At 35.4% G+C, this 17,649-nt stretch carries 11 protein-coding genes; 4 read left to right on the plus strand and 7 right to left on the minus strand.

Annotation, left to right across the window (positions count from 1 at the left end; genetic code table 11):
- Positions 1 to 40: 40 nt before the first annotated feature.
- Positions 41 to 2,215: an acylase gene (locus AACP56_RS05965; protein WP_339336835.1), complete on the plus strand. Its 2,175-nt coding sequence runs from the start codon at positions 41 to 43 to the stop codon at positions 2,213 to 2,215.
- A gap of 2 nt (positions 2,216 to 2,217) precedes the next feature.
- Here the strand turns inward: AACP56_RS05965 and AACP56_RS05970 are convergent, their stop codons facing one another.
- On the minus strand, positions 2,218 to 2,856 hold the full coding sequence (locus AACP56_RS05970) for a hypothetical protein (RefSeq protein ID WP_339336837.1): 639 nt from the start codon (positions 2,854 to 2,856) through the stop codon (positions 2,218 to 2,220).
- A gap of 96 nt (positions 2,857 to 2,952) precedes the next feature.
- Positions 2,953 to 3,849 (minus strand): metallophosphoesterase, encoded by an 897-nt coding sequence (locus tag AACP56_RS05975; RefSeq protein WP_339336839.1) that lies wholly within the window; start codon positions 3,847 to 3,849, stop codon positions 2,953 to 2,955.
- 117 nt (positions 3,850 to 3,966) lie between these two features.
- Here AACP56_RS05975 and AACP56_RS05980 point away from each other — a divergent pair, with 117 nt between their 5' ends.
- Positions 3,967 to 6,339 (plus strand): GAF domain-containing protein, encoded by a 2,373-nt coding sequence (locus AACP56_RS05980; RefSeq protein ID WP_339336841.1) that lies wholly within the window; start codon positions 3,967 to 3,969, stop codon positions 6,337 to 6,339.
- A 3-nt stretch (positions 6,340 to 6,342) separates the two neighbouring features.
- Here the strand turns inward: AACP56_RS05980 and AACP56_RS05985 are convergent, their stop codons facing one another.
- A complete protein-coding gene (locus AACP56_RS05985; protein ID WP_339336844.1) occupies positions 6,343 to 7,536 on the minus strand; it encodes a Pycsar system effector family protein in 1,194 nt (397 codons plus the stop codon).
- 53 nt (positions 7,537 to 7,589) lie between these two features.
- On the opposite strand from AACP56_RS05985, the gene AACP56_RS05990 reads away from it, so the two are divergent.
- Entirely contained in the window at positions 7,590 to 9,527 is a 1,938-nt protein-coding gene (locus tag AACP56_RS05990) for a metallophosphoesterase family protein (RefSeq protein ID WP_339336846.1), read from the plus strand.
- A 20-nt stretch (positions 9,528 to 9,547) separates the two neighbouring features.
- A complete protein-coding gene (locus AACP56_RS05995) occupies positions 9,548 to 11,293 on the plus strand; it encodes a hypothetical protein (RefSeq protein WP_339336848.1) in 1,746 nt (581 codons plus the stop codon).
- On the opposite strand, the gene AACP56_RS06000 is transcribed toward AACP56_RS05995, so the two are convergent.
- From AACP56_RS06000 to AACP56_RS06015, 4 genes are read right to left on the minus strand one after another with little or no spacing between them, the layout of a single operon-like run.
- The gene (locus AACP56_RS06000) at positions 11,290 to 12,204 is read right to left on the minus strand and encodes a hypothetical protein (protein ID WP_339336850.1); all 915 of its coding nucleotides are present in this window, start codon (positions 12,202 to 12,204) and stop codon (positions 11,290 to 11,292) included. The genes AACP56_RS05995 and AACP56_RS06000 overlap by 4 nt on opposite strands.
- Positions 12,152 to 13,045, minus strand: coding sequence for a GyrI-like domain-containing protein (locus tag AACP56_RS06005; RefSeq protein WP_339336852.1), 894 nt, complete (start codon positions 13,043 to 13,045; stop codon positions 12,152 to 12,154). The genes AACP56_RS06000 and AACP56_RS06005 overlap by 53 nt, the downstream gene beginning before the upstream one ends.
- Before the next feature lie 15 nt (positions 13,046 to 13,060).
- Positions 13,061 to 14,398, minus strand: a complete 1,338-nt coding sequence (locus AACP56_RS06010) for a vanadium-dependent haloperoxidase (protein WP_339336854.1) — start codon at positions 14,396 to 14,398, stop codon at positions 13,061 to 13,063.
- Positions 14,395 to 17,649 (minus strand): VCBS repeat-containing protein, encoded by a 3,255-nt coding sequence (locus tag AACP56_RS06015; protein ID WP_339336856.1) that lies wholly within the window; start codon positions 17,647 to 17,649, stop codon positions 14,395 to 14,397. The genes AACP56_RS06010 and AACP56_RS06015 overlap by 4 nt, the downstream gene beginning before the upstream one ends.

The following is a 17,649-nucleotide window of genomic DNA, read 5'->3' on the forward strand; positions in this document are numbered from 1 at the left end:
GAACTAATTCTTGTATTTTCATAGCATAAATAGTTTTATTATGCGTCACGTTTACTTCTTTTATCTATGCCTAATACTAGTTTCCTGTAAAACGGAAACGCAACCCAAAACAGAGGTTGAACGTTGGGAAGCTCAAGCTCAAAATATAGAAATCATTAGAGATGACTATGGGGTGCCGCACATTTATGGTAAAACAGATGCCGATGCCGTTTTTGGATTGCTTTATGCACAATGTGAAGATGATTTTAATCGTGTAGAACAAAATTATATATGGGCAACAGGACGTTTGGCAGAAGTGGAGGGGGAAGATGCCTTATATAGTGACTTGAGGGCTAAACTTTTTATGACCAAAGATGAAGCCATAGCCAATTATGAAAAAAGCCCAAAATGGTTAAAAGATTTATGTAATGCTTTTGCAGATGGCATCAATTATTATCTGCACACCCACCCAAAAGTTAAACCAAAATTACTGACTCGTTTTGAGCCTTGGATGCCTATGTATTTTAGTGAAGGTTCTATAGGGGGTGATATTGAAAGAATTAGAACAAGTAAAATAAAAGCATTTTATGAGGGAGACATGGAAATTCCTGAAGCAGAACTAATTGCTATCGAAAAAGAAGAAGAAATGGCCGAACCTCAAGGTTCCAATGGGATTGCTATTTCAGGGAAATTGACTCAATCTGGGAATGCCATGCTACTAATAAATCCTCATACTTCATTTTACTTTAGAGGAGAGGTTCATGCGGTTAGTGAAGAAGGGCTTAATGTCTATGGAGCAGTAACTTGGGGACAATTTTTCGTATACCAGGGATTTAATGAAAAAACAGGATGGATGCATACTTCTACCTATACTGATGTGATGGATGAATTCAAAGAAAACATTACCAGTCTAGATGGTAATGTGATGTATCAATATGGGGAAGAACTACGACCAGTTGAAACCTCGGAAATAGCATTAAAATATAAAGAAGGAGATAGCTTAAAAACGAAAACCTACCCAGCTTACCGAACACATCATGGACCAATTACCCATGTGTCTGATGGTAGGTGGACGGCATCTGCAATGATATGGGAGCCAGTGAAAGCTTTGGAACAATCTTTTATTAGAACAAAGCAAGATAGTTATAAAGGCTTCCGAGAAATGATGGACATTAGAACCAACTCAAGTAACAATACGGTGTACGCAGATGCTGGAGGTAATATTGCTTATTTTCATGGAAACTTTGTTCCAAAACGTGATGTGAGTTTTGATTATTCAGAACCTGTTGAGGGTTGGAACCCAAAAACAGACTGGCAAGGTTTGCATACTGTGGATGAAAATATTTTAGTACTAAATCCTGAAAACGGCTGGATTCAGAACTGTAATTCTACACCATATACTTCAGCAGCAGAGTTTAGTCCTAAAAAAGAAGATTATCCCTATTACATGTCTAGAGACCAGGAAAATTTTAGGGGGGTGCATGCTATTGAATTATTAAAAGATAGGGATGGTTATACTTTGGATAGTTTGATCAAAGTGGCCCACGACCCTTATCTGCCGGCTTTTGAGACTTTGATTCCAGGCCTGATAAAAGCCTATAACAGATATGACGATAAAAACCCTAAGTTGAGAGAGGCTATTAAAGTTCTTAAAAAATGGGACTATACAACCTCAAAAGAGTCAGTTGCCATGACTTTGGCGCATTTTTATGGAACAAGATATTATAGAGAGGGTCAATATCCTAAGGGTTTATCTGCGATGGAACGACTAGAATTTTGGGGTAACCAACCAGGAGAACAACTTAAAATATTTGAAAGAACAATTGATCAATTGGTGAATGATTTTGGAACATGGGAACTACCCTGGGGAGAAGTAAATCGTTACCAACGATTGAGTGGAGATATCCGCCAGAATTTTGATGATAGCAAGCCAAGTATCCCTATTGGTTTTGCTTCAGGAAGATGGGGAGCTCTAGCAGCTTATGGTGCCAGATATACATCAGAAGGAGCTAAGAAATTATATGGCACTCGAGGGAATAGCTTTGTTGCTGCAGTAGAATTTGGACACAAGGTAAAGGCTAAAACTATTTTAGCAGGCGGACAAAGTGGCGACCCAGATTCCCCACATTTTGATGACCAAATTCAGAAATATGCAGATGTAAATTGGAAAGATGTGTCTTACTATAGAGAAGATGTTTTAAAACGAGCTAAAAAAACTTATAGACCTGGAGAATAATTCTATTCTTCTTCCTTTACTACAATCATACTTGCTTTAGAACCCGTGGATAAGTTCCACTTATTGTTGTGAATAATTTTGCCCAAATCATCTGTGATAATTACCTGGGCGGTATTAGGACCAGATGATCCTTGATTTAATGCTTCAAAGTCTATGCGATTAAACCCTTTTGTTAAATCAATATTTATTCCTTTGTAAGAGCCAGAAAGTAGAATATTCGGCTCTACTACTTCACCATTTAAATAGATTTTTACGCGGTCACCGTCTACATATTCGTGATCTCTGCAAACAATGCCAATAAACTTTGCTCCTGTTTTTACGTCACCCAGGTATTGATCTCCAAAATGTTCTTTAGAACCCTTTTTTTCGCGTTCCCCAACTTTAGGATCAATTACTAAATCATGTCCAGCACTTACCAATTCTCGTGTGGGTAACATTTGAATTATTGGCTTATTATTTTTTGAGGTAAGACTTTTATCTAATACAGATGGCATACGTAAAGCAGTACCCTTGTTGCTAGCTTTAACATCTAAATTGTTCTTAGCACCAATCTTTAAAGGTTTAGTAGTAGGAATGTCCCCTTGAGCAATAGAGACATTGCAAAAGAGAAGGAAAACCAAAAAGTAAAAAACACGTTTCATGAACAAACTAAGTCGTAATAGACCAATAAAGTTAACAAATACCCTGCCATAGTGCTGATAAAGAGCTGTTAAATCCTAGTCTTTTTCGATGAAAGCTCAATAATTCATGTAATCCGCTAATTTTTGCGGGCCTTCCAAGACCAAACGTACAATTTGTAAGGTACCATCAGGTGTTGTGGCAATTTGCCACTTTATTAGGGTAATTTGGCCATTTTCAATTTCAATCCCGGTTATACTTCTTGGGTGTACACAGCTTCCATCATTAAAAAATGGAATCTGTCCTGGTTCTGGAAAGCGAGGTCTATGTGTATGACCAGCGATAGTTATTTTTAAATCCTTTTTTAAAATCCAACGTTTGATTCGTTTTTCTATACGAATAAGCTCTTTATAATTCTTAGCTGGACTGGTAGGGTCTGCAATCCCAACAACTTGCAATGGTTTCCATAAAATGCGGACTAAAAATCTTCCAATCCGCCAGCAACGATAGTTCCACCAATCTGCCTGGTGCCCATGGGCACAAAATAATTCTTGCCCTGTTTTTTCATGGGTTAATACTAAGGCTTCATTATACGTTAAACCTTCAAAAAGCTCTTTATCCACTCCGTCTATAGGTTCAAAATAGCTTGATAGATGTTTATCTACATATGTCTGATCTCTGTACACCATATCATGATTTCCCCAAACCATATGCAATCGGTTTTCTAAATGAAACTGCCGCAATAGCTTAAAAACATTTTTATGTGCTTCAAATATGGACTCAAAACTCAAGTTTTCCCATAACTCATCACCGTCACCAAGCTCACAATAGTCAAAACCTTCACGATAGTAATGGTTTAGAGCATGAAAATAGATGTTCCTGTTATTGGCAAAATCATCGGCAAAACTATTATCCCCTCTATGGCAATCACTAAAAAAAATGAATTTGGAAGCATCATTAAATGAAATGCGCTTCGCAGTATCATAAGCCTTATTTAATCTTGAAGAAGAAGACATTTTTTAAATTTCATTAAATATCATAAAAAAAGAGTGCAAAAGCATAAAGATTACCTTAACAATACTGTATTTCTTCTTTTTGTAATTTTACATGCTAAACCAAGACCAATAAGAAGTATGAAAAAGGGTTATAGTGGAGATGGGCCCATGGTCCAATTGGTGAGTTTTAACAAATTGCTTACCCATTATGATGAGCAAGTGAAAAGTAAAGATAAATCACTTGCTGCTAGAGCAAAGTATGTGCTTGATGCTCAAGCGCCTTACCCAGAACTAAGAGAAGGATTTACAGACCTTTCCATTCTTGAGAAAAGAAAAGATGTCATAAGTATTATTTTGGGGGACACATTTTCATCTGTGCTAACCAATAATGAGATTAAAACAGCCTCTATCCCTTTCGAAAATTTAGTATTTAACTCCTCTAAACGTTTTCAAAAGATTATTGAAGAAGCTGGGGAAGGTTTTGAGCTGGAAATGAGGAATATGCCAGAAGACATGCATTATATGATGATGTGTACGGTTATTTTAAGCTTCTATTACGGTTACATGCTGGATTTTAAACGACCTCTTTTTTATGATATTCCAGATAAAAATGGAGTAATAAGGCACTACCGCATTCTATACAATGCGGACTTTATGGAAATCACGCCAACTGATAAAGCCAAGAAACTAGAACAAAGTGATGTAGATGAGTTATTAGAAAATTTTGAAAATTTAGAACTGTGGAAAGAAAAAATCCCACCAAATAGCTTTATTGCAAAAGGCTTTGTGATTTCAAACATGTTCGATGTTACTGCAGAACATTCCATCTCAGAAATAAAATCAAGCTTAATAGGCAGCAATAAGCGTGGGAGTGAAAATTTCATGGATGACTTCCAGAATACCTTCAGCTCTCTATTTAATTTAAAAAATATAAATGTTGGTTTTGCTGGTTATGACCCAAGCACCAATAGGTTTCTAAAAATTCATGGCAAGGGAATAGAAAGTTATTTGCTTAAAGGACAAGAAGTGGAAGCCTGTGATGCTATGCTATGTAACTACTCCTATGGTAAGTTACTTAATGAAAGTACCTACTTTGCTATTTCTAATGTGGAGAAGTATTATAAGAAATCTGGAGGCGGACAGCCATATAAAAATCTTTATGACCAAGGGATTAAAAGTGCGATTTTAGCCCCTATCGCGGATGAAGGAAATCTTCTGGGTGTTTTGGAATTGGTTTCTACCAAGGTTAATGAGCTAAATAGTATTAATGCGAATAAGTTGGTGGATGTAATGCCATTTATCGTTTCGGCAGTTCTTAGGTCTATAGAAGAGGAACAAAACCTTATTGATGCAATTATTCAGCACGAGTGTACAACGGTACATTCTTCCGTGTATTGGAAGTTTCAAGAGGAAGCAAAGCGTTTTATGACCGATGAGCTTAGTGGCAATCAACCAGCTTTTAAAGAAATAGTTTTTAAGGATGTTTATCCGCTCTATGGACAAATAGACATTAAAGATTCTTCTAAAGAACGAAATCTTGCTATACAGCGAGATTTGATGATTCAGCTTTCAGAAATTCACTCTGTTATGAATGAGGCATTAAAAAAGTTTAAGCTTCCTATTTATGAAGAGCTAATGTTTAGGGTGAATGATTATTTAGAAGAAATCCGAGAGACGTTATATACAAATAGTGAGCAAGCTATTTTTGATTTTGTACATGAAGAAGTTAATCCAGTTTTTCATCATTTAAAGCGTGAAGACAAGAAATTGAAGGAACTAATCCTTGCTTATGAAAGCCAGATAGATATGGGCACGGAATCTTACTATGACCATCGCCGTAATTATGATGAAAGTGTAATGGAAATAAACAAGAAGCTAGCTGCAATGTTGGACAAAAAACAGTTGGAAGCCCAAGAAATGTTTCCGCATTATTTTGAACGCTATAAAACGGATGGCGTAGAGCATAATATGTACATTGGAAGTCAGATTGCAAATGATAGAAACTTTGATTCTCTATATCTAAATAACCTTAGATTATGGCAACTACAAGTAATGGTAGAGATGGAGAATAAGCATTATGCACTTAAACCCAACCTCCCAATACAATTAGATGTTGCATCCTTAATGTTGGTTTATAGTACTCCTTTAGCTATACGTTTTCGTATGGACGAAAAGCGATTTGATGTTGATGGCACGTATAATGCAAGGTATGAGATTATTAAAAAGCGAATTGATAAATCTTATATAAAAGGAACCAATGAACGATTAACCCAAAAAGGTAAACTTGCCATTGTATATTCCCAAAAGAAAGATGAAAAAGAGTATTTACGTTATGTGAAGTTCCTAAAGTCCAAAGGATACTTTACGAATAACGTGGAGATTGTTGAACTAGAAGGTTTACAAGGAGTTACAGGCCTCAAGGCAATACGTGCTGAAATTTTGTATAAGACCGATGATAAATCGGAGAGGACTTACACGTACGATGACTTAATGAAAGAATTGGAATCTTAGGTTTTAAAAAGTCATTCTATCCGGTCCAAAGAACCGAAAAGCAATTCCAAAGGCAATTACGGAGATGACAATTCCAATAATGAAAATAGTATAGGTAATACGTAATATCTTATATTTTCTGTTTAATACCACCCCTAGAAAATACAAATCTTTGGTTAGAGAAGAGTAAATAAACTTATTGTCTTTTACCAATTCCTGAATCGCCCATTCGTATTCAGATAAGCTCATTTTATGAAAATTACCAAAGAATAAAAGGTTTACCTTTTTTTGTTCAACATCTTGCTTGGTAAACTTTCCGCTAGTAACATTTGGTCTTGTTGCCAAAACTGCTAAAACCATTGAAATTACACTAAAAACAATAAAAATTAATGTAGGATAGATTAAATAAGAATTTGACGGATTATCCAATTTTGGGATTAGATTTGACAACGCTACAGAAATTATGATGGCGTTTACAGACAACAAAATATTTGCTTTGGTATCGGCAATATCGCTTAAAGTCAAATGGTTTTTAAGGGTAACCCTAAATAAGGTTTGAATGCCTCTATCCGGGCTTTCACTTTTATATTTGGCTTTAAGCTGTTCTTTTTTTGCAATTTGTTTTTCAGTTTTTTTATCCTTTAAAAGCTGTTTAAGGTTCTTTTGTTTAGCACTTTCCCAATTTTCCTTGGCATAATCTGTGTAAAACTGATGCTCATTTCTAAACATCTTTATATTTTCATTCCGCCACTGTTTTTCACTGTAGTTTGCTATGCCTAATTTTTTAAGCTCTTCTTTTAAAAAATCCGTGGTCTCCCAATAGCTTTTTTGCGCAAAATGGGAGGAATCCGCATCTCTAATAATTTTCTCATGAATATTTTGTGGCATATGGTGGCGCTTAGTAGCCATTATCAATTCCTCTATTTTTTTTATTCCAGCTTTATCATAGCCTTGTTTTTTTAAAAAATCAGAAGCTATTTTACAACTAGCTTCTTCATGATTTTCGGTTCCAGTTGTATAACCAGTATCATGAAACCAAGCTGCTACTAATAGTTCTTCATTTTCATTATCATTCAATTCATGATTCTCCAGTAATTCCTTTGTGCTTTTTACAACACGTTGGGTATGTTTTAAGTTATGGTACAGAAATTTTTCATCAAGTTTATCTTCAAGAATTTTGGCAACAAATTCTTCAGCTTTTTGAACAATCTCTGACATAGTTGTATATTGAATAATCCAAAATACAAAATTTTGGAAGGAAGCCCTGTGATATGAAGAAAATTTACGTAGCCGTTCTAGTATTGCTTGTTACGGGCTGTGCTACATACAAAGCAAAATATGCCGAAGAATTCTCTGGGCAAGCTATAGCCAGTAACAAAGAAGCAACACATACATTCTATTTAATCGGTGATGCGGGTAAATCCCCAATCGGTGGAATGAACCCTGTTCTAAAAGCATTTAAATCAAGATTAGATAAGGCAGAAGAAAATAGTACCACAATATTCTTAGGCGATAATATTTATCCCGCTGGATTGCCAGATAAAAAGGACTCTACTAAAGCCTACTTAGAGGCTAAAAGTCATTTGGATGCGCAACTTGCCACACTATCAGATTATAAAGGAAAACCTGTTTTTATACCAGGGAATCATGATTGGTATAATGAAGGTTTAAAAGGATTAAAAAGGCAGGAAAAGTACATTGAAAAAGTGTTAAAAAGTAAGGAAGTATTCTTCCCGGAAAATGGATGTCCGATCGAAAAGATAGAAATAAATGATGACATTGTTGTGATTGCTATTGATTCAGAATGGTATTTGGTTGATTGGGATAAACACCCTAAGATAAATGATGACTGTGAAATTAAAGACCGAGGAAGATTTTTTGAAGAAATAGAGGGTTTAATAAAAAAGAATAGGGATAAAACAACAATTCTAGCACTGCACCACCCTATGTTCACATATGGTCCGCACGGAGGCCAGTTTTCTTTTAAAAAGCATATTTTTCCAAGTGGTGGTGGAGTCCCTTTACCATTTATAGGCTCATTCATCAATGTTTTGAGAAGAACTTCTGGAGCAACTATTGAAGATCAATCCAATAAAAATTACAACCACTTAAAGAACCGTTTGGTCACCTTAGCACAATATTCTGAAAAGGTGATTTTTGCTTCTGGACATGAGCACACCTTGCAATACATCGTTGAGCAAAATACACCTCAGATTGTGAGTGGTTCGGGAGCAAAAACTGGTGCTACCAGACTTTTAAATGGAAGTAAATTTTCTACTGGACAGATGGGATATGCAGTTTTAAATGTCTTTGAAGATGGCTCATCCAATGTTGAATTTTTCAGTATTGAAAATGATAAGGAAGAGTTGGCATTCAGCACAGAAGTGTTAAAAGCAAATAAGAAGAAAACACTAGCAGAATATTCGAGTAAGTTCCCTTTTAAAGTGGAAGCTTCGATATACACTAAAGAAGAGATTGATAAAAGTGGTTTTTATAAATGGCTTTGGGGAGACCGGTATAGGGAATATTATGCCACTAAGGTAAAAGCTCCAACAGTTCTTTTAGATACTTTATTTGGGGGGCTTACCGTAGTTAGAAAAGGTGGGGGAAACCAATCAAATTCGTTAAGGCTTCAACATAAAGATGGTAGACAATTTGTAATGAGGGCTTTGCGAAAGAGCGCAGAACGTTATTTGCAGGCAATTGCATTTCAAAATCAATATGTGATTGGAGACTTTGAAGATTCGTTCATAGAAAAATTTCTTATGGACTTTTATACGGGAGCACATCCGTATGCACCTTTTACCATTGCCGCACTTTCAGATGCTGTTGGTATATATCATACAAATCCAAAATTATATTATATACCAAAACAGAATATCCTTGGAGATTACAATAGTGAGTTTGGTGATGAATTATATATGATTGAAGAGCATGTTTCAGAGGGGCATAACAATCTTGAAAGTTTTGGAAAAACCAAAAAAATTGAAAGTACTTATGACCTTATCAAGAAACTAAGAAAAGATGAGGAGTATAGTGTTGATGCAAAAGAATACGTTAAAGCACGTTTATTTGATATGTTGATTGGGATAGGCACGTTGATCAATGGCGTTGGGCAGGATTTAAAGATGATAATGGAAATACTGTTTTTAAGCCAATTCCTCGTGATAGGGACCAAGCATATTCTATATGGGGAGACGGTGCATTAATCGGTTTTGCTTCAAGAACGGTGCCTTCTCTTCGAATTTTTGAAGGCTTCAATGAAGAAATACGAAGTGTAAGGGGATTTAATGCATCGCCAAGAACATTTGCTTTGGATATGGCTTTATTGCCTGAAACAACAATTAAAGATTGGGAAGATCAGGCAAAGTTTATTCAGAAGAACATCACCGAAGAGGTTATTGATAGCGCATTAAAGGAATTCCCCGAAGAAGTTAGAGATGAGACAGTAGTAAAAATTAAGAAAATACTTTTATCCAGAAAATCTAACTTATTAGCTACAGCCCAAGAATATTTTGGTATTATCAATAAATATAGTGTTGTTACGGGTACGGATAAGGATGACTATTTTGTGGTGAACTCTTTGGAAAACGGAAGTGTAGTTGTAAAAGCGTTTAGAATCAAGGATGGAAAAATGTCCGACCTCTTTTTTGATAAAACATATTATCCAGAATACACTAAAGAAATATGGATTTATGGCTTAGATGACGATGATGTTTTTGAAGTAAACAATACCAGTGGAAAGATAAAATTACGCTTAGTAGGAGGGCATAACAATGATATTTATAAAGTAACCGAAAAAGCAAAAGGAGTCCATGTATATGATTTTAAGGATAAGAAAAATACTTATGATGAAGCCTATGGTGGAAAAATACATAAGGTTAGGGATTATGATACAAATACCTACCAGTTTTTAAAGATAAAAGCTAGTAATAATCAACTCTTACCGGCACTTGGTTTTAATCCAGATGATGGTTTTCGTTTAGGTTTTACCAATACCTATACTTTTAATGGATTTAGACAAAACCCGTTTACACAACAACACACTTTTAATGCAGCGTATTATTTTGCCACAAGCGGATTTGACTTTGGGTATAATGGAGAGTTTGCCAATATTTTTGAAAATGTAAACCTGGAATTGAATGCTAAGTTTACAAGTCCAAACTTCGCCATTAACTTCTTTGGGTTTGGGAATGATACAGAGAATAATGATGATGAAGAGGAGTTGGAACTCGATTTTAATCGAGTGAAAATAAGAACAATAAAGTTTGCCCCATCTTTAGTATGGCGTGGGCAATTGGGTTCAAAAGTAAGATTAGGCGTTTCTTATGAAAACTTTGATGTTGAGGAAACGGAAAACCGTTTTATTGAAGGCTTTTTTACCAATGCTGGAAGAAATACGCAACAAGATTTTTTTGGAATAGATGCCGAGTATAAGTATTCAAATTCCGATAATGAGGCTTTTCCAACTATGGGAATGGGCTTTTCGCTGCATGGGGGGTATAAAACTAATCTAAGCGAATCCGGTAGGTCTTACGGATTTATAATTCCAAGTTTATCCTTTGACTATAAGTTGGTCTCAAATGGCAGGTTGGTTTTGGCTACTAAATTTAAGGGACATTTTAATATTGGTAATGATTTTGAGTTTTATCAAGGAGCAACCATTGGGGCAAATGATGGTCTTCGCGGGTTCCGTTTTCAGCGTTTTAATGGTAAAACAGCATATTACCAGAATACAGACCTAAGATTAAGCTTTAGAAAAAGAAAAACAGGTTTGTTGCCGGTAACACCTGGAATATTTGGTGGTTTTGATTATGGTCGTGTTTGGTTGCCAGGCGAAGATTCGGATACTTGGCACAACTCATATGGTGGAGGATTCTTTGTAAATGGTTCCGGTCTTTTATCTGCTAATTTTGGTCTATTTAATAGTACAGATGGTATGCGTTTTGCTTTTGGAGTAGGCTTTGGGTTTTAAAATTTAGAAAGGTCCAGTGCGTATAGATTTCCACCTTGAGCGTGGGATTGTTCATCCGAAATCAATAAAGTAGAATCATTTTTAAAGCATACAGCTTCTAATTGCGTGCGGGCTCCTAACTCTATTTGTTGCTTTTTTCCTTTTGAAAAATCATCAAATTCAAAATCGGTTATAATTAAAACATAGCCATAGGTGAGTAAGGCTATTTTCTTGCCATTGGAGGATATATCAGCAGAAGTGATAGAACATTTGTCTTGGTCTTTACAAACTATAAATTTACCCACTAGCTCGGCTTCATAGTTTCCTTTTTTATCTGGCACTTTATAGATTAGTGCTTTTCCGTCGTAAGGGCGAGTACGGTTTTTTGTAATAATATAAAGCGCATTTTCCCAATGAAAAAAGGCTTCGGTATCGTAATATAGTTTCTCTTTTTTAGGAGGAAATTTTTTTTGTTCTGGATAGACAAACTCAATTTTTTCTGCATCAATTTTTTCTCCTGGTTCTTTTTTGGGATTTGGTAATTTATAGATAGTCATACGCTTTCTATCATTACCATTGTTGCCAAAATCACCGATATATAAATTTCCATTAATATCCCTCGTTAAGTCTTCCCAATCCCTATTTTTTGCATTTTTTACTTTAAATTCTTTGACTATTTTGCCTTTTAGGTTAAGACCATATATTTCATCTTTGTTGCCATTATCCTCAATGACCCAAATTGTATTATCAGGATAAAATTGAATACCAGAATTCTCCTCTAAGTTAGAAGGTAAGTCTGCAAGAATTTTTAGCTCTCCATGATTTTGACAGTTTGCAAATAGTAGCTGAAATAAAGCAAGAAATAAAAAAGAAATACGCTTATTCATTTTCTTGTATAGGTAAATAGATTTCTGCTCTCCATTCCAACTCATTTCCACCCATATTAGGGTTGTCATAAAAAAATTCAATAGGTTGTCTTTTTACTTGTATATCATTTTGTTTGGCATATTCCAAAAGCCTGTACCAAGCTCTGTCCGAGGTAATATAATTGCCATTGTATATAGCCTTGAGGTATTTGCCTCCCTCAAATTTTTTAAATTTGATTTCTTTATGTTTTGGCATACTATCTGAAAGTTTGACGGGATAACAAAAATTATAACTAATATCATCCGTTTTTATATCCCATTCGGTAATTTCTACAAAAGGAATACCTCCCACTCCTAAATTATTATCATCAACGAAACCTGATAAATAAGGATAGTTTTTCATCATCCCAAAAGCTTTCCTTTCTTGAGGTTCACTTTCAGATATATATGCACAAAAAACAGGCTTAATCTCCTCAGCCCCAACTATAGTTACTTTAAACCTTTTTAAGTGTTCATTAAGGAACTTTTTAAAGCCCAATAAATTTCCCTTTGAACGCTTTTCAAGAATGGTTTCGCTAAATGGAATATAGACTTTATTGGCTATGCTATGATTAAGGTCTTTAATTCTAACCTTAACCTTAGAAGTGGAATCGTTTATTCCCTTAATTTGCCAATCGTATATTATTGTGGAATCTTGATGGCGTGATTGCTGTACCAAAGAATAATTTTCCTTTTGTTCGATAATCTCTACATCGTTTATTTTGCCCCAAGCTTTTACGGTTTGTTTAATCGTGCCTGGTGAAGTGTTGGCTTTAAAAGTGATTAAATAGTCGAAGGGTTTAAAGAAAAGATACCATATTATGCCGACAGTTACGATTACCGTGATAACCATAAAGCTTTTTTTCATAGCTAATAGAATTACTTAATTTTCAGTAGTCATGTGAAGGTTTTTAGTGACAAACTGGCCTAAATCCCTTCCTTGCTTTACACCAATTTCTACAGCAGCACGGTAGTGAATACCGCCATACATTCTACTAATTGCTGCCTCGTCTGCTGCTTGTTTAAAAGAAGTGAATGATCTTACAGGGAGTCCATAGGCAACTTCGGTATCATCATCAAAACTAAAATTTTCGCCAAAAATATCAGTGAGCGCTATTGACGCAGCACCTGAAACAACGCTATGTCCACTTGTGTATTCTGGAAATGGAGGAGTCTGCAGAACTGGCTGCCAATTTTCATCTATATGCTCATTAATTAAAGTTTCTGGGCGTATTAGGTTACTTCTATATTTTTCGTCCCAGCAGCTGATAAAAGCGTCTGCTATAGCTATTGAAGTTTTTGTATAGGCATAAACAGTTTTTGAAAAATCAGCTTTTGTTTTTTTAGAGGCGATTTTGGTAATTCCAATCCAATGCGCACCAGGTGTGATTTTCTTTGTGGCAAACATTAAGTGGCCCCTTGTAACAGAAACGTAGGGATTACAGTCCCAAAACTGAGCAATAGCCACCTCTTCGGATTCGTCTCCTTTTGCAGTTATCTTATTACTTATATCATAAACTTCCCTAACTTCTTTATAAAAATCTGAATTTTCATCCATGGAAAAAGGTGGAGGGGGTAAAGGTTTAAATTGGTTTGCCGAGTCAATTACAAAAGGTCTTATTTTATTCCAATGTGGCTCAATACCTGCCATATATGCTGGAGGCGTAGGTTGCCATCTAGACGGTTCGTCAGAATTAATGGTGAACTTGGGCATGGTCCGGGTTTGTTTATAGTTGTCCTTATTCATCCATTGTGCAATGTGTTCGGCTACTTTTAACCCATAATCTTTTGAAACTTCAAATTCTTTTTTATTGGTGTTTTTCCATATCGAATAAAGGCTATCACGATATTGCTCGACTCTATCTTCCGAAAAAATGAGTCTTTTGCTCATTTCAATATGCGAGATTAATGCAGCTAGTTCATAATTTACAGTGGTGCCATTTTCAGGAACTGGGATAGCAGTAAGTCCAGTTAATTGATTGGTCAATGACTGATATTTTTCATCGTTTGCTGCTATAATTTCGTATGCCGCTATATTTGGGTAAGCAAATATTCTACTAGCAACTGGAGGAGAAAAGATATCGTGTATCATCACCTCAGTGACCTTATCTATAGCATTATGAATTTCATCTGGAGAAACTACAATTGGTTCACTTTTCTTATTACAGGAATATATTAGAAAAACTCCAAGAAAAATTAGTGTTGAACGTGTTATATTCATTGTTTTGCTTTGTTTAATAGTTTGTAGATCTCAACTTTATCATTGTTGAAGGTAACCATTAGGTATTTTTGTCCATTTAGGTGTATAATATTTAAATCTCTAGCGGATTTTTGTGTAAAATCTAGCCCTAAAAGATTGCCCAAAATTACATTATTTTCACTTTTTATAATTGCACCTGGGAAAGAATCAAATCTTCCGTGAAAAGGTTTTATACCAAAATAATTACCAGCTACAAGAATTTCCGTTGCCCCATCTCCATCAAAGTCATGGTTTAACATGGCCGTTATCGGCGATACTTGTATTTCTTGTGGGAAAGCTGTGAACTTAAATTGGCCATTTTCATTTTTTAGAACCCCAGATCGTAGCTCATTCACTTCGAGAACGGAAGCATTGTTCAACTGAGATTTTTCAAAAAGCTCGCCTATTCCTTTTCCTGCAAAATCATTATAATTGGTAAATTTTTTACGAAGAAAAACCATCTGACCTGCCAATTCGTCAAGTCCGTTTAAGGGATAGAATTTACCGTTCTTTTTGGTAACAACTATGGTTTCCGTCTTTCCATTATCGTCAAAGTCCGAGTGGTACATTTTCATTGGCGCATCAGACCTTGCTTTAAATTTTGAATTTAAGCCCCAATTGCCCAAAAGATAGTCCATATCACCATCACCATCAACATCAAATGGCGCAATACATTGCCAAAGCCCACTTAGCTTTTCTGAAAAAACATTGATTTCTGAAAAAATCCCATTGGTGTTCTTAAAAAACTTTGGCTGCATCCATTCTCCAACTAAAATTAGATCAGTAATTCCATCACTATCAAAGTCATGCCATAGAGCATCAGTTACCATTCCTGATTTTGAAAAAGGGACATCTTTCTTTTTGATAAAGCTTCCATTATCATTCTCTAAAAGAATGTTTTCAGGTAGTTGACCAAATGCGTTTGACACTATGTTGCTCCCTAAAAACACATCTAAATCACCATCAGAATCATAGTCGAAAGGTTTTACTACAGATGCATTTTCAAAAACCCCATCAATTTTTATTTCTGTAAAAGAGGAATCTTTCTGGAGAAAATAACTATCTAACAATGGTTTCATCTTACCATAAAAATCTGCCCCGCCTGATGCTAGGAAAATATCTTTTTTACCATCATTGTCTATATCGAAAATTGCTGCATCTACATCTTCTTTAATAGAGTCTTTTTGAATTTCAGGGATTTTGGCAGCTACAAATAAAGTGTCTTTTTGTAGATAAATTTTTGAGGATTTATATTTTGAACCTCCAAAGAAAATGTCTTCCTTGCCATCAGAGTTTAAATCTCCAACAGCAGTTCCAGGACCTCTGTCTGAGACTTGATAAGGAATGAGTTTTTCCCGAATGAAATCTGTGTAATTATCTTCTTGATGAATAAAATTAATACCCAGATTACTCTCAACTTTTTTAAATAGTGGTTTTCTTAGTTGTTTTAAATCATCATATTTAAATGGAAAAGTATTTTCTGGCCTTATCACCAGTTTTTGATTGGATTTGACATCTTTAAGTACTTGATAAGTTTTGTTTGGCCAAACAACTTTTATAGAGTCAATGTTTTTAGCATTACCATAACCAAAATGGAGCATTGGCTCAGAGGAAGACTGAAATCCACGAGTGCTATAAAGCTCTTTATATTGCAAATTACCCTTGTTATACGAAAATACTTTTGTCCCTATCCCGAATGGATTTGCACCGTTATATTTAAAAACAATTTTAAGATAGTTCGCTTTTGTACCGGTTTTGTTTATATAAAGTGTTGCAGGTCTATTAATATTGTTTGTGACTAAATCTAAATCACCATCGTTATCTAAATCACCAATTGCAGATGCTCCGGAAACCAGAGTGTCATTGGAAATCCATTGGCTAGATTTATCTTTAAAAATCAGATTTCCACTTCCTTTAAATATGTAATTATTTGTAGCTCCTGAGGGCATAAGATTAATGGCTTGCTGATCTACCAACTTGGTGTTATTTATTTTTTTCTGTATCTGTTCACTAGAAATAAATTTGATAAAGTCAAGATTATTTGGTCTTTTAGTGATGCCATTAGAGACAAAAAGGTCTTGTTCGCCATCTTGATTATAATCAGCAAAAAGTGCACTCCAACTCCAATCTGTTGCGGCTACTCCGCTCATAAGTGCTGTTTCTAGATATTCACCAGATGGTTGGTTGATGTATAACATGTTCCGGGTAAACTGGTAGTGATACCCATATCTTTCAACCCTAAGTTTTTGTACTTGAATGTTATCATCGCCTTCCGAGGATTTTAATGCCTTCTCTTCTTCAGGAAGCATATCAAGCGAAATTAAATCTGGAAAACCGTCATGATTAATATCTGCCGCATCACTGCCCATGGAGAATCTAGTGGTGTGCCCAAAATATTCTCTTAAACTTTCTGTAAAAGTACCATCACCATTATTTAAATAGTAATAATCATCTTCATGGAAATCGTTTCCAACATAAATATCTGGAAAACCATCTTGGTTAAAATCAGCAACGGATACGCCAAGTCCGTAGGCGTTTATTCCACCGTATATTCCGGCTTCCTCGCTAACATCGGTAAATTTTGCCCCATCGTTTCGCATTAATTTATCACCAGTTTGGTAGTTTCTGTTATATCTTAAGTCAGCTTTACCAAAAGATTCTTGTGTGTGAACGGCGTGATTTAAAATATACATGTCCAAGTCCCCATCTAAATCATAATCTAAGAAAGCCGCATTACTACTAAAGGTATCAAAATCAAGGCCATAACTACCTGCACTCTCGGTAAATGTATTATCTCCATTATTAATAAAAAGTTCATTGTATCCGTCAAAGCCGTTAATGCCAACAACAGCGCATACATAAATATCCAATAGGCCGTCTCCATTTATGTCGGCCATGACCGACCCTGTGTTCCACGAGCTATTACCTTCTATTCCAGCCTGGGCAGATATATCTTTGAAATTTAAGTCTCCTTGATTTAGGTATAGTTTATTGCTTACTTGATTGCCTGAAAAAAAGATGTCCTGTAATCCATCATTATTAATATCACCAATAGCAACGCCTCCACCATTATAAAAGTAGAGATAGTCCAAGATATTCAATTGGTCATTGCTTTCTAGAGAATTGGTAAATAGTATACCTGTTTCTTCTGATTCTGGATTGTAAAAAAGTTCTCCATCATCTTTGCAGCCAAACATGACGATTAGAACAGAAATCAAAACACAATACTTCAT

Source organism: Croceitalea sp. MTPC6, assembly GCF_036985525.1.
GTDB lineage: Bacteria > Bacteroidota > Bacteroidia > Flavobacteriales > Flavobacteriaceae > Croceitalea.

Coding starts and splice junctions, on each gene's coding strand:
- AACP56_RS05965 (WP_339336835.1), top strand. CDS start 41: ATGCGTCACGTTTACTTCTTTTATCTATGCCTAATACTAGTTTCCTGT.
- AACP56_RS05970 (WP_339336837.1), bottom strand. CDS start 2,856: ATGAAACGTGTTTTTTACTTTTTGGTTTTCCTTCTCTTTTGCAATGTC.
- AACP56_RS05975 (WP_339336839.1), bottom strand. CDS start 3,849: ATGTCTTCTTCTTCAAGATTAAATAAGGCTTATGATACTGCGAAGCGC.
- AACP56_RS05980 (WP_339336841.1), top strand. CDS start 3,967: ATGAAAAAGGGTTATAGTGGAGATGGGCCCATGGTCCAATTGGTGAGT.
- AACP56_RS05985 (WP_339336844.1), bottom strand. CDS start 7,536: ATGTCAGAGATTGTTCAAAAAGCTGAAGAATTTGTTGCCAAAATTCTT.
- AACP56_RS05990 (WP_339336846.1), top strand. CDS start 7,590: ATGAAGAAAATTTACGTAGCCGTTCTAGTATTGCTTGTTACGGGCTGT.
- AACP56_RS06000 (WP_339336850.1), bottom strand. CDS start 12,204: ATGAGTTGGAATGGAGAGCAGAAATCTATTTACCTATACAAGAAAATG.
- AACP56_RS06005 (WP_339336852.1), bottom strand. CDS start 13,045: ATGAAAAAAAGCTTTATGGTTATCACGGTAATCGTAACTGTCGGCATA.
- AACP56_RS06010 (WP_339336854.1), bottom strand. CDS start 14,398: ATGAATATAACACGTTCAACACTAATTTTTCTTGGAGTTTTTCTAATA.
- AACP56_RS06015 (WP_339336856.1), bottom strand. CDS start 17,649: ATGAAGTATTGTGTTTTGATTTCTGTTCTAATCGTCATGTTTGGCTGC.